Annotated in this window: 15 protein-coding genes; 9 read left to right on the top strand and 6 right to left on the bottom strand. The window is 70.2% G+C overall.

The window, feature by feature from the left end; translation table 11 throughout:
* The first annotated feature begins 25 nt into the window (after positions 1 to 25).
* Complete coding sequence (locus GVY39_RS12240) at positions 26 to 259, top strand: hypothetical protein (protein ID WP_159923683.1); 234 nt, start codon at positions 26 to 28, stop codon at positions 257 to 259.
* A 138-nt stretch (positions 260 to 397) separates the two neighbouring features.
* Positions 398 to 1,609 carry a DUF2235 domain-containing protein gene (locus tag GVY39_RS12245; RefSeq protein ID WP_159923684.1) on the top strand — a complete coding sequence of 404 codons (1,212 nt, stop codon included), beginning with the start codon at positions 398 to 400 and terminating at the stop codon, positions 1,607 to 1,609.
* Here GVY39_RS12245 and treY read toward each other — a convergent pair.
* The 3 genes from treY to GVY39_RS12260 are packed head-to-tail and all read right to left on the bottom strand — an operon-like array spanning position 1,595 to position 6,767.
* The gene (treY, locus tag GVY39_RS12250) at positions 1,595 to 4,003 is read right to left on the bottom strand and encodes a malto-oligosyltrehalose synthase (protein WP_223522123.1); all 2,409 of its coding nucleotides are present in this window, start codon (positions 4,001 to 4,003) and stop codon (positions 1,595 to 1,597) included. The two genes, GVY39_RS12245 and treY, sit on opposite strands and share 15 nt — an antisense overlap.
* Before the next feature lie 35 nt (positions 4,004 to 4,038).
* A complete protein-coding gene (glgX, locus tag GVY39_RS12255) occupies positions 4,039 to 6,159 on the bottom strand; it encodes a glycogen debranching protein GlgX (RefSeq protein ID WP_159923688.1) in 2,121 nt (706 codons plus the stop codon).
* A 59-nt stretch (positions 6,160 to 6,218) separates the two neighbouring features.
* A complete protein-coding gene (locus tag GVY39_RS12260; RefSeq protein WP_159923690.1) occupies positions 6,219 to 6,767 on the bottom strand; it encodes a cupin domain-containing protein in 549 nt (182 codons plus the stop codon).
* 30 nt (positions 6,768 to 6,797) lie between these two features.
* Here GVY39_RS12260 and GVY39_RS12265 point away from each other — a divergent pair, with 30 nt between their 5' ends.
* A complete protein-coding gene (locus GVY39_RS12265) occupies positions 6,798 to 7,253 on the top strand; it encodes a MarR family winged helix-turn-helix transcriptional regulator (RefSeq protein ID WP_159923692.1) in 456 nt (151 codons plus the stop codon).
* A 38-nt stretch (positions 7,254 to 7,291) separates the two neighbouring features.
* On the opposite strand, the gene GVY39_RS12270 is transcribed toward GVY39_RS12265, so the two are convergent.
* On the bottom strand, positions 7,292 to 7,660 hold the full coding sequence (locus GVY39_RS12270; protein ID WP_159923694.1) for a GNAT family N-acetyltransferase: 369 nt from the start codon (positions 7,658 to 7,660) through the stop codon (positions 7,292 to 7,294).
* Between the two features lie 134 nt (positions 7,661 to 7,794).
* Here GVY39_RS12270 and GVY39_RS12275 point away from each other — a divergent pair, with 134 nt between their 5' ends.
* Positions 7,795 to 9,075, top strand: coding sequence for an adenosylmethionine--8-amino-7-oxononanoate transaminase (locus GVY39_RS12275; protein WP_159923713.1), 1,281 nt, complete (start codon positions 7,795 to 7,797; stop codon positions 9,073 to 9,075).
* Positions 9,076 to 9,079: 4 nt separating this feature from the next.
* On the opposite strand, the gene GVY39_RS12280 is transcribed toward GVY39_RS12275, so the two are convergent.
* The gene (locus tag GVY39_RS12280) at positions 9,080 to 9,451 is read right to left on the bottom strand and encodes a cupin domain-containing protein (RefSeq protein WP_159923715.1); all 372 of its coding nucleotides are present in this window, start codon (positions 9,449 to 9,451) and stop codon (positions 9,080 to 9,082) included.
* A gap of 60 nt (positions 9,452 to 9,511) precedes the next feature.
* On the opposite strand from GVY39_RS12280, the gene GVY39_RS12285 reads away from it, so the two are divergent.
* Complete coding sequence (locus tag GVY39_RS12285) at positions 9,512 to 9,994, top strand: MarR family winged helix-turn-helix transcriptional regulator (RefSeq protein WP_159923717.1); 483 nt, start codon at positions 9,512 to 9,514, stop codon at positions 9,992 to 9,994.
* On the opposite strand, the gene GVY39_RS12290 is transcribed toward GVY39_RS12285, so the two are convergent.
* Positions 9,981 to 10,310 carry a hypothetical protein gene (locus tag GVY39_RS12290; RefSeq protein WP_159923719.1) on the bottom strand — a complete coding sequence of 110 codons (330 nt, stop codon included), beginning with the start codon at positions 10,308 to 10,310 and terminating at the stop codon, positions 9,981 to 9,983. The two genes, GVY39_RS12285 and GVY39_RS12290, sit on opposite strands and share 14 nt — an antisense overlap.
* Positions 10,311 to 10,437: 127 nt before the next feature.
* Here GVY39_RS12290 and GVY39_RS12295 point away from each other — a divergent pair, with 127 nt between their 5' ends.
* The 4 genes from GVY39_RS12295 (at position 10,438) to GVY39_RS12310 (ending at position 13,818) form a co-directional block, all read left to right on the top strand.
* Complete coding sequence (locus tag GVY39_RS12295; protein ID WP_236565422.1) at positions 10,438 to 11,634, top strand: 8-amino-7-oxononanoate synthase; 1,197 nt, start codon at positions 10,438 to 10,440, stop codon at positions 11,632 to 11,634.
* A complete protein-coding gene (bioD, locus tag GVY39_RS12300; RefSeq protein ID WP_159923723.1) occupies positions 11,631 to 12,302 on the top strand; it encodes a dethiobiotin synthase in 672 nt (223 codons plus the stop codon). The genes GVY39_RS12295 and bioD overlap by 4 nt, the downstream gene beginning before the upstream one ends.
* 77 nt (positions 12,303 to 12,379) lie before the next feature.
* Complete coding sequence (locus GVY39_RS12305; protein ID WP_159923725.1) at positions 12,380 to 12,526, top strand: hypothetical protein; 147 nt, start codon at positions 12,380 to 12,382, stop codon at positions 12,524 to 12,526.
* A gap of 128 nt (positions 12,527 to 12,654) precedes the next feature.
* Entirely contained in the window at positions 12,655 to 13,818 is a 1,164-nt protein-coding gene (locus GVY39_RS12310) for an alpha/beta fold hydrolase (protein ID WP_159923727.1), read from the top strand.
* Positions 13,819 to 13,872 lie beyond the last annotated feature (54 nt).

A 13,872-nucleotide genomic window follows, 5' to 3' on the forward strand; every position in this document is an offset into this window, starting at 1 on the left:
TTCGGAATCCGACTACCCTGAGCAGATGGCGGTCGTTCACTCCTCGGCACGCGGCGCCACGATCGACATCGCAGGCAGCGCGTGGCCGGTATACAAGCTCGATGCACTGGTCATCGGGCTGGGGACCTGCCTCGTCCTGGCTCTGATCACCGGATCGCTGCAGCTGGCGGTGCTCGTCGCGGCCGCGCTCGGTGCGGCGCGCTGGCTGATCGGGCTGGGCTCCGCCCGGCGCGACGAGCCGGGCCCGCGGCGCGCGTAGCGATCGCGACCAGCGCTTCGCCCGTCTTGCCGACTCGCGTATTCCGGCTTGCCATTAACGCTGTCCGGTCTGTTCGGCGATGAATTCGAGTAGTGGAGTACGCGGGTTTCGGTGAGCTACCAGCGGGAGGATCAAGGCATGAAACGCCTGGTTGTATGTTGCGACGGCACGTGGAAGGCCGAGTCGAGCAGCACGGTTTCGAACATTGTCAAGATCGCGCAGACCATCCGGTTCGACGCGCCGGGACCGGCGGGACAAACGATCCAGCAGTGGGTCACCTACGTCTCCGGCCCCGGCGCGCGCGGCTTCCTCAGCGATCGCCTGCTGGGCGGAGCTTTCGGACTCGGGCTCGAGGCGAATCTGTCCTCCGCATACTGGCACCTGGCCCTGAACTGGGAAAAGGGCGACGAGATCTACATCTTCGGGTTCAGTCGCGGCGCCTTCACCGCGCGCAGCCTGGCCGGCCTGATCAGTCGCATCGGGATCATGACCCCGGAGGCGATGATCGCGGGCAAGTACCCCGAGGCCTTGCGGATCTACCGGCAGCGGCCGCCCGCACCGACGCCCGAGAATCCGGATCCGCCCGAGCCGCGGCAGTGGCGGGAGTTCCGCCGCGAGAACTGCAGGCGAGCGAAGATCGACTTCCTCGGCGTGTTCGACACCGTCGGCGCGCTGGGCGTGCCAGGGGTCACCTCGCTGCGGCACCGCTTCCACGACGTCAAGCTCTCCCGTCACGTGCACTGTGCCCGGCAAGCACTGGCCATCGATGAGCGGCGGCGCAACTTCGAACCGTCCCTGTGGGAGGTTCCGGTCGAACCGACCGTGAAGTACCGGCGCGGGTTCGAGCGGGTCAAGCAGGTGTGGTTCCCCGGCGTGCACACCGACATCGGGGGCGGCTACGCCGAATGCGGCCTGTCCGATATGACGCTGCAGTGGATGGTCCGCGAGGCAGAGTCGGTGGGGCTGGCCTTCGACCGGGATCGGCTGGCGGAGCTGTCCAAACGCTGCGACACCGCGAAGGGCGGGCACATGCGGCTGCACGATTCCCTGAGCATGGGCTATCGCATCCTGAACGTGGTGCGCACGCTGCGCAATCCGCGCAGCCGCCGCTTCCACTGGGATTCCTGGCGCCGGATATCCACGCCCACCGATCATGGGGTCCGGCTGGCCGCCTGCACGCAGGAGGCGTTCGACTACGATCCCGCGAATCTGCGGCGCTGGCGCGAGGAACTGGGCGGGGTGATTCCGGAGAAGACCTTCGAGCAGGTTCGCGGCGTCTTCTCGAAGGAACTCGTGAAGGCTCCCGCGGTGGCCACCGCGCCCCCGCTCGAGCTCTCAGCGCACCAGTAGCGCGACGGGCAGCCTGGCGAACATCTTCTCCAGCCTGGCCCGGCCCTGGAAGGTGTGTCCGGTCAGCCGGTCGGTCCAGCTGCCCGAGGGCAGATCGAGGAACGTGTCGCCCCATCCGCTCTCGGCCAGGCTCACGCTGTGGCGGGTGGCCGCGACGATGACCTCCGGCGGCTCGCCCGTGCGACCGCGCGCGTAGGACACCAGTTCGGCCGCGTGGTCGCCGGTGGCGAACAGCGGCCGGTAGGCGCCGCCGACGAAGCAGTCGGGACGTTCGCGGCGCAACCACAGCGCGTAGGCGACGATCCACATCTTCGCCGCGCCGGTGGTGTCCAAAGCCGGTGTGCCGGTGAGCGATTGCAGCATGCCCGCGCGGGCGGCGAAGTCCACCGGCCTGCGGTTGTCCGGGTCGACGAGGGAGTCCTCCCACAGCTCGCAGCCCTGATAGACGTCCGGGATGCCGGGGCCGCACAGCTGCAGCAGCTTCTGCGACAACGCGTCCGACCATGCGTGCGGGGCCAGTTCGTGCACCAGGTCGCCGAGTTCGGAGCCCACCGGTCCGTCGATTACCGCGTCCAGCCACGCGTGCACGGCGGCCTCGAACTCCGCGTCGGGCTCCTCCCAGGAGGTCTTGGTGTTCGCCTCCCGCATCGCCTTCTCGGCGAACGCGTGCAGACGCTCGCGCAGGCCGGGCACCGACGCGGCGGGCCGTCCGTCCGCGGGCCACACCCCGAACATGTTCTGCAGCAGGAACAGTGCCGTCGCCCCGTCCGGCGCGGGGGTGGTCTCCAACCAGGAGTCCACGTTGCGCGCCCAGATCTCCGCGGCTTGGGACAGTACGCCGATGCGGGCGCGGACGTCCTCGCCGCGCTTGGTGTCGTGGGTGGACAGCGTCGTCAGGGTCGCGGGCCACAGTTGCGCGCGCTGGCTGTTGGACAGATGGAACTCGTTGAGCGAATGACCGAAGCGCGCCGGATTGCCGCCGACCTCCTGCAACGAGACCAGCCGCGCGGCCTGGTAGAACATGGTGTCCTCGACCGCTTTCGCGGTCACCGCGCCGCAGACCTGGCTGAAGCGCACCGCCGCGTCCCCGTCGGCGGCCAGCGCCGCGACCAGCACCGCCAGCGGCGCGGTGAGCTCGCTGTTGCGCTTCTCCACCTCGGCGATCACCGCACCCGCCATTCCGGCCAGCGGCGCGTAGTCGGCCCGGTACACCGGCATGAACGCCAGCACCTCGATGGTGGCGTTGGTCAGCGCCATGGTGTCGAAACTCTCGGCGTTCGCGTCCTGCTTGATCGCGGCCACCAGCCGCCGGACTTCCGGCGTCAGGATGCTCTCCGCGACCGCTCGCTTGATCCGGTGCTCGGTCTCGCCGATCCACGCCCGGTCGCTGCCGTGCCCGGCGACCCGCCGCGACAGTTCGGTGAGCGCGTGCTCCCCGCGCGGATCGATCAGCACGCCGCCGAAGTCGGCCAGCGCTTCGTAGCCGGTGGTGCCGTCGATCGGGAGCGTGGCGTCCAGTGGCTCGCGGTTGGCCAGGATCTTCTCCACCAGCAGCAGCCGGTGCGGGCCGATCAACCTGCGCAGCCGGGCGAGATAGCCGGCGGGATCGGACAGACCGTCCGGATGGTCGACCCGCACACCGTCGATCAGGTCGTGCTCGCACCAGGCGGCGAGTTCGCGGTGGGTGACCTCGAAGACCTCGGGATTCTCCTGGCGGATCGCGGCCAGGCTGCTGACCGCGAAGAACCGCCGGTAGGTGCACAGCCCGGCCTTCCAGCTCACCAGCCGGTAGTGCTGCTTGTCGTGGATGCGCAGGGCGTTGTCCCCATCGGTGCCAGGCGCGATCGGGAACCGCAGATCGTGCAGGGCGAGCATGGGTTCGGCGCCCGTGCGGTCCACGGTCAGGGCCGCCGGGTCGTTCTCGCTCTGCAACACCGGCAGCGCCAGCCTGCCGCCCGCGCCGTTGCCCGGGCTCCAGTCGATGTCGAAGTAGTGCGCGAACCGTGATTCCTTGCCGTTCCGCAGGACGTCCCACCACCAGGCGTTCTGCCGCGGATCGGCGACGCCGACATGATTGGGCACCAGGTCCACGATCAGTCCCATGCCGCGGCTGCGCACCTCGTCGGCGAGGGCCTTGAGCCCGGTCGGCCCGCCGAGAGCGGCGGAGACCGTGGTCGGGTCGGTGACGTCGTAGCCGTGCGTCGAGCCGTGCGTCGCGGTCAGGATCGGCGACAGGTACAGGTGTGAAATGCCCAGCTGCTGGAGGTATTCCGCGATGGCGCGCGCTTCGGCGAAGGTGAGCGTGTCCGGTCGCAGCTGTAGCCGGTAGGCGCTGCGAATCGTCGTCTGGCGTGCGGGTTTGCGTCGGAGGGACACGGGGTCGGTCACGTGCATCTCGGTGGAATCGGGTGGGTTCATCGGCATTCGGGTCAGGCGGCCTGGCGGAGGACGAGGAGACAACGAGCTTCGACGGTGACGGTGGCGCCCCCGGGATATCCGGCGTCGGCCGGACCGGTCGGCGTCGAGCAATCCAATGCCACCGACCATTCCACGCCGTCGCCGGCGCGCGGTAGCACGAAGTCGATAGCCGCGTCGTGGGCGTTGAAACACAACAGGAACGAATCATCGGTGATCCGCTCCCCGCGCGGGCCCGGCTCCGGGATCGCCTCGCCGTTGAGATAGACCGCCAGCGACTTGCCGAATCCGCTGTCCCAGTCCGCTTCGGTCATCTCCTCGCCGGACGGGGTGAGCCAGGCGATGTCGCGGGCGTTGTCCGCCGAACGGGTCGGGCCGCCCGCGAAGAAGCGGCGGCGCCGGAAGACCGGGTGCTCGGTGCGCAACGCGATCACCGCGCGGGTGAATTCGAGCAGGTCGGCATGCTTGTCCCGCAGCGACCAGTCCATCCAGGCCAGCGGCGAGTCCTGGCAGTAGACGTTGTTGTTGCCCTGCTGGGTGCGGCCCATCTCGTCGCCGTGCGCGAGCATCGGCACGCCCTGGCTGAGCAGCAGCGTCGCCATCAGGTTGCGGCTCTGCCGGTCGCGCAGCGCGAGGATCTCCGGATCGTCGGTAGGCCCCTCGACGCCGCAGTTCCACGAGCGGTTCCAGCTCTCGCCGTCGCGGTTGTCCTCGCCGTTGGCCTCGTTGTGTTTCTCGTTGTAGGACACCAGGTCCCGCAAGGTGAATCCGTCGTGCGCGGTGACGAAGTTGATGCTGGCGCTCGGTCTGCGCCCGGTGGCCTCGTACAGGTCCGAGGAGCCGGTGAGCCGGGAGGCGAACTCGCCCAGTGTCGCCGGTTCGCCGCGCCAGTAGTCGCGCACGGTGTCGCGGAATTTGCCGTTCCACTCCGTCCACAGGCCGGGAAAGTTGCCTACCTGGTAGCCGCCCTCGCCGACGTCCCACGGTTCGGCGATGAGCTTGACCTGGCTCACCACCGGGTCCTGCTGCACCAGATCGAAGAACGTCGACAGCCGGTCCACGTCGTGCAGTTCCCGCGCCAGTGTCGCGGCAAGGTCGAAACGGAAGCCGTCGACGTGCATCTCCAGGATCCAGTAGCGCAGCGAGTCCATGATCAGCTGCAAGGTGTGCGGGTGGCGCACGTTGAGGCTGTTGCCGGTTCCCGTGTAGTCCATGTAGAGCGAGGGGTCGTCGTCGACCAAGCGGTAGTAGGCGGCGTTGTCGATGCCGCGGAAGCCGATCGTGGGACCGCGGTGGTTGCCCTCGGCGGTGTGGTTGTAGACCACGTCGAGGATCACCTCGATGCCCTCGGCGTGCAGGGCGCGCACCATCGCCTTGAACTCGGTGACCGCGGATCCGGCGCGGTCGATCGCCGCGTACTCGTTGTGCGGCGCCAGGTAGCCGAAGCTGTTGTAGCCCCAGTAGTTCCGCAGTCCCTGGTCCAGCAGCACCCGGTCGTGCAGGAACTGGTGCACCGGCATCAGCTCGATCGCGGTGACACCCAATCTCTTCAGATGGTCGATGATCGCCGGGTGCGCGATGCCGGAGTAGGTGCCGCGCAACTCCTGCGGCACCTCGGGATGGGTCATCGTCATGCCCTTGACGTGCGCCTCGTAGATCACGGTCTCGTGGTAGGGCCGCTTCGGCGCGCGATCGTCGCCCCAGTCGAAGTACGGGTTGATCACCACGCCGGTCATGGTGTGGCCGAGCGAGTCCAGTCCGTAGGTGTACAGCGAGGGATGATCGCCGAAGTCGCCGTCGAAAGCTTTGCCGTACGGGTCGAGCAGCAACTTGCTCGGGTCGCAGCGCAATCCCTTCGCGGGGTCGTATGGACCGTGCACCCGGAACCCGTAGCGCTGACCGGGACCGATCGCGGGAAGGTACGCATGCCAGACGTAGCCGTCGACCTCGTCGAGCGCGAGGCGGGTCTCGGCGCCGTCGCCGTCGACGAGGCACAATTCGACCGCGTCGGCAACCTCCGAGAACACCGAGAAATTGGTACCCGCGCCGTCGTAGGTGGCCCCCAGGGGATAGGCGGTGCCGGGCCAGACACCCAGGGGTGTCGCGTCGCCGGGCGCTGCGTCGGGCTGAGCCATGGCAACGACAGTAGCGGCAGTCGGGCCTCGCGCTGTGCGGGTGGTTGCGGCGGAGTGGATCAGGGGAGGTCGTGGGCGTTTTCCAGCCAGCGGCGCCGGTAGCCGAAGCGTGTCGCTACGCGCGCGAGACCACCGAGCACCACCCGTTGCGCAAACGGGGGGATGCCCGCCAGATAGCCGTCCTGGTAGTCCCACAGCAGGGCGAGGGCGAGTGGATCGCGAGGCACCCTCGTCGAGGTGGTCTTCCCCGTGCGATCCAGGTGGTGCCAGAGCAGGAACATCTCCCAGTGCCGCAGCGGCGGCCGGATCTCGTGATCGAGCACCGTCCCGGGAACCGTGCTGTGGAACTCGTGCACCGTGCCCGCAGGCGCGGTCACCGTGTCGCCGGGATGCGCGAGGACCTCCGCGCCGTCGATGCGGAAGCGCAACTGTCCCTGCCGGACCGTCCATCGCTCGGCCAGCACCGGATGCCAGTGCGGGCCCGCCTGGCGTTCCGCCCGCGGCAGCACGTGCTCGAGTCGCAGGTAGGGGCCCTGTTCGTCGGTGTTCTGCGCGACGAACGTCACGCGATGCCCATTGCGGAAGGTCAGTGTTCGCGCGTCTCGCATACTTCCAGATATAAAGGTATCCTTCGTAATATGTCAACGGGTGAACCGACGCTGCTGAAGTTGCTCAGCCAGGCCACCGCCGCATACGAGCGCGCGCTGAACGACGAGCTGCGCGCGCGGCTGGACGGGCACCTGCGGCCCGCGCACTACGCGGTGTTCCGCTATCTGGATCCGAACGGGTCGCGGATCACCGCGCTGGCCGAGGCCGCGGGGATGACGCAGCAGTCGATGGGGGAGCTGGTGACGCATCTGGAGCACAGCGGGCTGGTGGTGCGTCAGGTTGATCCGGCCGACCGGCGCGCGCGGGTGGTCATGGTCACCGAGGCGGGCCGGGCCGCGCTGGGCGTGGCGGAGCAGCGCATTCGCGAGATCGAGGGCACGGTGGCGCAGGCGTTGGGTGAGCGTCGCCTCGCGGAGATGCGCGCCGCGCTGGCGCGAGTGGGTGCGGTGCTGGCATCGGAAACGACCGCCGATGGAGACGGGTGATCCACCGCCCGGAGACCGCAGGATGCCCGCCGCGCGGGTCAGTTCGCGGGCGCGAGTGAGCGCCGCCAGGTCTGGCCGACCAGATCGTGCCCCCAGCTGTGATGCGGGCTCTGATCCACGAGCTCGAACCCTGCCCGCTGGTAGACGCGCCGCGCCGCGGTGAGCACGTCGTTGGTCCACAGCACGATCTCGTGATAACCCGCCGCGGTGGCGAAGCGCAGGCACGCGTCGACCAGCGCCGAACCGACGCCGAGGCCGCGGGCGGCGGGCTCGACCAGGAGCAACCGCAGCCGTGCGGTGGTGTCGTCCTCGTGGACGCAGAAGACGCTGCCTACCGGGCGGCCGTCCGCTTCCGCGATCCAGGCGCGCTCGCGCCGCTCGTCGCGGCAACTCGGATAGCCGGCCAAGCGTTGCCGCGCAGTGGGGAAACGGCCGAACTCCCGTCATACCGGGCACCCGGCGGACTCGTGCCGGGCCGGGTGTTAACTTGAACGGTGTTCAAGCCGCCCCGGCGGGCCGGGGCCGTGACGCGAGGATTGCTGTGGCACTGACCCCCGACGAGATCACCGCACTCGACGCCGAGCACGTCTGGCATCCGTACGGCGGCTTCCCGGCCACGACCGAACCCCTGGTGGTGACCGCCGCCGAGGGGACCAGGCTGACCTTGGCCGACGGGCGTTCGCTGGTCGACGGCATGAGTTCCTGGTGGGCCGCCATCCACGGCTACCGGCATCCGAGGCTCGACGCGGCGCTGCTGGCCCAGTCGCGGCGCATGAGTCACGTGATGTTCGGCGGGCTCACCCATGAACCCGCGGCACGGCTGGCCGAGCTGCTGGTCGATTCCACACCCGCGGGGCTGGACAAAGTGTTCCTGTGCGACTCCGGCTCGGTGTCGGTCGAGGTCGCGGTGAAGATGTGCCTGCAATATTGGCGCTCGCTGGGCAAACCGGAGAAGCGCCGACTGCTCACCTGGCGGGGCGGATATCACGGCGACACGTTCACTCCGATGAGTGTGTGCGACCCGGAGGGTGGCATGCACTCGCTGTGGACCGACATCCTGGTGAACCAGGTGTTCGCGCCGGTGCCGCCGAGTGCGTACCTGCCGGAGTACGTCGCGGAACTGGAGCGGGTCATCGCCGCGCACGCGGGCGAACTCGCGGCGGTCATCGTGGAGCCGGTCGTCCAGGGCGCGGGCGGGATGCGCTGGCACCACCCCGGCTACCTCGCCGACCTGCGCAGGCTGTGCGACGAACACGGCGTGCTGCTGATCTTCGACGAGATCGCCACCGGGTTCGGCCGCACCGGAGAGCTTTTCGCGGCCGGGCACGCCGGGGTGAGCCCGGATGTGATGTGCGTCGGGAAAGCGCTGACCGGCGGCTACCTCACCCTGGCCGCCGCGCTGTGTACCGCGCGGATCGCCGAGACGATCAGCGCGGCGCACGGCGGGCTCATGCACGGTCCCACGTTCATGGGCAACCCGCTGGCCTGTGCGGTCGCCGTCGCCTCGATCGAGTTGCTGCGTTCGCGCGACTGGCGTGGCGAGGTGGCCGGGATCGAGGCGGGGCTGGCGGCGGGTTTGGCTCCGGTGCGCGGCCTGCCGGGGGTGGTGGAGGTGCGGGTGCTCGGTGCGATCGGCGTGATCGAGCTGGACCGCCCGGTCGACATGCGCGCCGCGACCGACGCCGCGGTGGCGGCCGGGGTGTGGCTGCGTCCGTTCCGGAACCTGGTGTACGCGATGCCGCCGTTCATCAGTTCCCCCGGCGACATCGCGACGATCACCGCCGGAATGCGCGCCGCGGTCGCCGCGCAGTCCGATCGGTGACCGCTCAGGCGATCCACGGCGGGACGATCGTGCCGTCGCCGTCCGGCGTTCCGGCTCGGGCGCCCGCCTGTGCGGTGACGATGGCGGTGTAGCCGACGCCGGTGCGCACCTGCCGCAGGACGTTCGCCGGAAGGATGACCGTATCGCCCTCGGCCGCAGTGACTTCCGTGCCGTCGATCGCGACGTCGATCCGTCCGGCCAGAACGGTCCAGATCTGCTCGGTGTCGATGAAGTGCAGCGGCCCGCTGGTTCCCGCCGGCACCTCGACCCGCCACAACGCGAGTGCGGATCCGCCTTGGGTGGGGGAGGCGAGTGTGGTCATGACGCCGCCCGGGGTTTCGGTGCGGCGGGTATCGGAGTGTCGGATGACGGTCATCAGGCGATTCCTCTAAACTAGACAACGTGGTTGTCCATATAGTCAATGAGGTTGTCCATAATGTCAAGTGACGTGGGTGGCTACGAGTTGCCGCTGCGCATGCTGCTCGGCTTCCGCGCCGTCATCGATGAGGTGCACGCCGAATTGGCCGAGTACGGCCACGCCGAGTTGCGGCCCATGCACGGCTTCGTCTTCCAGGCGGTCGGCCGGGCGGGCGGTCCCTACGGCTGCACGGCCGCCGACCTCGGGCGCGCCCTGGGCGTCTCGAAACAGGCCGCGGGCAAGCACGTCGAGGCGTTGGAGCGGCTGGGTTACCTGCGGCGCGGGCACGATCCGACCGACGCGCGCCGCAAGGTCTACACGCTGACCGACCGCGCCGAGGAGGTGCTGACCCGATCGGCCCGCGCCTTCGACCGGATCCGCGATCGCTGGGCCGATCTGCTCGGTGTGGACCGGCTGGCGGCGTTGGAGCGCGATCTGCGCTTGCTGGCGCCCGGGGAGGTGTTCCGGCTCGATACGCCGAACTGGTTCAACGGTCCGTGAGCCGATCGCTTCCGCCGCGCGGGTTGTCGGCGATCTCCGGGCGATCGCTGTCCGACAGCATCTCCCACACCCGGAAGATGCAGTGGTAGTCATCCGACCAGCCGCGCACCATCAGTAAGTAGGTGTCGCCGTCGCGGAGGACGACGCGGCGGCCGCGCAGTTTGGGATGCTCCGGGGTGTAGGTGGGCAGTACGCCGGCCAGCTTCGCCAGCGCCTGGGCGCGCGTGCCGACCACTTCCGCGAGGATCCGGGGTGACCAGCGTCTGTGGTCGCCCGAACCCGTGGTTTCCTCGACGACTATTGCCCACCGCGGCATCCGGCCGTGTTCCTCCCCGGTGCAGCTCCGTCACCGCGGGCCGGTGACACCACCAACGATGGCTCAACGGTACCAGCCGGGCCGGTGGACGGGTGCCCTGAACGGTGTTCAAGTATGCTGCCCAGCTGTGACTACCGATCCGCTGAGCTGGTTGGACGAACGCGCGGCCGCGCGGGTGGCCGCGGGACTGCGCCGTGAGCTGCGCCCGCGCACCCCGCAGGCCCCGTCCATCGATCTCGCCTCCAACGACTACCTGGGCCTGGTACGCCACCCCGAGGTGATCGAGGGCGCTGTGGAGGCGGTGCGCCGCTGGGGCGCGGGCTCGACCGGGTCGCGCCTGGTCACCGGGACCACCGCCGAGCACGAGCTGCTGGAGACCGAGCTGGCCGAATTCGTCGGCGCCGAAGCGGGGCTGGTGTTCGCCTCCGGATACGCGGCCAACCTCGGCGCCGTCACCGCGCTCGCCGGGCGCGGCTCGCTCGTGGTCTCCGACGCGGGCAGCCACGCGTCGCTGGTGGACGCCTGCCGGTTGTCGCGCGCCCGGGTGGAGATCGCGCCGCACCGCGACATCGCGGCGGTGGACCGGTTGCTGGCGGAGCGCACCGAGGAGCGTGCGCTGATGCTCACCGATTCGGTGTTCAGCGCCGACGGCGATCTCGCGCCGCTGGCCGAACTGCATCGCGTGACCAGGGCCAACGCCGCCGTGCTCGTGGTGGACGAGGCGCACGGGCTCGGCGTGCGCGGTGCGGGCGGGCGCGGGCTGGTGCACGAGTCGGGTCTGGCGGGGGCACCGGATCTGGTGATCACCGCGACGTTGTCGAAGTCCCTTGCCGCGCAGGGCGGGGTGGTGCTGGCCAGTGCGCGGGTGCGCGCCCACCTGATCGACGCCGCGCGCACGTTCATCTTCGACACCGGTCTGGCGCCCGCCGCCGTCGGCGCCGCGCGGGCCGCGCTGCGCCTGCTGCGCTCCGAACCCGGACTGGCCGAACGGGTGCTGGCCCGCGCCGCGGACATCGCCCGGATCGCCGGTGTGCCCGCGCCGCCTTCGGCGGTGGTGTCGGTCGTGCTCGGTCCGGCGCAGGTGGCCTTCGACGCGGCCCAGGCGTGCCGGGCGCGCGGGCTCGACGTGGGCTGTTTCCGCCCGCCGACGGTCCCGGAGGGCACCTCGCGCCTGCGATTGACCGCGCGGGCGAACCTCACTCCCATCGAACTCGACTCCATCGCAACGGTGCTCGGCGAGGTGCTTGCCGAGGCGCGGGGCGCGATGTCGGCCGAGGCGCGGGGCGCGATGTCGGCCGAGGCGCGGGGCACGGTGCCCGCATGACCGTCCTGTTGATCAGCGGCACGTCCACCGACGTCGGCAAGACCGTCGTCACCGCCGCCGTGGCCGCGGTGGCGCTGGCGGGCGGGCACTCGGTGGCGGTGTGCAAGCCGGGCCAAACCGGCGTCGCCGTCGGCGAACCCGGTGACCTCGCGGAAATCCAGCGTCTGTCCGGCGTGACCAGGACGGTCGAACTAGCCCGCTATCCGGACCCGCTGGCGCCCGACACCGCCGCCCGCCGTGCCGGTCTGCCGGAACTCACCCTCGCCGACACCGCCGCCGCGGTGGACGCCATGACCGCCGACCTCGTCCTGGTCGAGGGCGCGGGCGGATTGCTGGTGCGCCTGGGCGATTTCACCTTGCTCGATCTCGCCCAGAAACTCGGCGCACCCGTGCTGCTGGTCACCGCGGCCGCGCTGGGCACACTCAATCACACCGAACTGACCACCCGCGCATTGCATTCGGCGGGCGTGCGCTGTGCCGGCCTGGTGATCGGCGCGTGGCCCGCCGCGCCGGATCTGGCGGCCGAGTGCAACCGCACCGACCTGCCCCGCGTCACCGGCGTCGACCTCGTGGGCTCGGTGCCCGCGGGCGCGGGCGGCTGGGATCGTGCGCGGTTCACCGCCGCCGCCCCGGGCTGGTTCGATCCCGCTTGGTCGCCTTTCAGCTGACGCGCTGATCCACGGTCGGGCGGGACCACGATCCGGCGGGCCGAATAGCCCGAGTCTGTCGGTGCCGCACACGGTGGGTGGCATGGCCGCGATTCCGCGCGGGCGGCGGCACCGACGTCGGCGCGCGGCGCCGCGGCCTGCCGGACGGGACCGCGCCCGAGCAGAACGAACTCGGTCGGCGGATCTGCCTCGGCAAGCTCGCCGCGATGACGTCGGTGCGCTGACCAGCGCGGAAGGGGCTTCGGCAGCTCGGAGCGGGCACGTTTCGCCGCGCCGTCACCGGCCGCCGTGGCGCGCGCGACCTGACTCGGCGTGATGGCGACGGTCCGCACCCGTGCCTACAGTGGGATGGATGTCGCCGATGGACGAGAGGCACCCGTCCACCGTCTCCGACTGGGACGACACGCGACGCCGAGCTCGGCTGCGGGACACGAGCCTGGGGCACGAGTGGAAGACGTTGCGCCGCACCAGGGTGACGCTGCTTCGGGTGGCCGCACTGCTGCTGACCGGGCTCGTGGTGTTCGCGCAGTACTGGAAGTACGACGTCGCGCCGGAACAGGCGCGGCTGGCGCGCACCGAGCCGGCCATCCTGCCCGTCGCCCCGCCGGTGGACCCGCGGAACTGGGACACCGTCGTGGTGGACCTGGTCGGGCTCGGCGGACTCGACGCCACTGACACCGCGGCCGCCCTGCCCGCGCTGCGCGGGATGGGCATGGTGTGGGCGATCCGCTACGACAATCAGGGCATCGACACCAAGGTGATCGCCGACCTGGTCGTGCGTGCCGCCGAACTGTCGGGCCTGCGCAACGTGGTGCTCGTCGGCCACAGCATGGGTGGCGTGATCGCGCTGGAGGTGGCCGAGCACATTCACCGCGACAGCGACCGCAGGCTGGTCGGGGTGATCCTGGACTGCACGCCGGTGGACCTGAACGCGGTCCGTCCGGAGAGCCGCGGCCGCGGCGAGGACATGCTGCGCTGGATGGGCTGGCTGCCCGGCGCCCGGGAAAGCCGCACGCTCCGGCTGGCCGTGGAGACCTATGCCCGCCGGGACCGGTTCCTCGACCGCGGCGACGGGCTGCCCGGCATCCGGCTCCATGAGCTGGGCAAGGTGGTCTCGGAGGTGCTGCGGGAGAAGATCGTCTCGCGTGACGCCGCGAGCAACGGCTTGATCGAGTCCCAGTTCACCGCCATCGTGGCCGGTGGAGCGGCGGACAACTTGCGTTCCCTGGCCGAGCCCACGGCCGAGAAGCCGCGGCCCGCCATCGTTTTCATCCGTCCGCGCGACCCGGGACGTGACCGCGTCGTCGATGTCGAGCACTCCCATCAAGTGCTGATCGAGCGGTCCGGCGGGGTGGACGGCACACTGCTGGTGGTGCTCGCCCGAAACACCGGGCACGCCAACCCGATGCAGCGCCCCCGGGAATACAACACGGTGATCGAGCAGCAGATCCTGCCGTTCATGCAGCGCTATCAGCAACAGGTTCGGTCGACGACGGTGGCCGCGCCGCACCGCTGACCGGGTTCGAACCAGGCTGAGACAAACCGTTCTCCGGCCGCTGTGGCGCTGTTT

It is taken from the genome of Nocardia sp. CY15 (assembly GCF_009829295.1).
GTDB classification, from domain to species: Bacteria; Actinomycetota; Actinomycetes; order Mycobacteriales; family Mycobacteriaceae; genus Nocardia; species Nocardia sputi.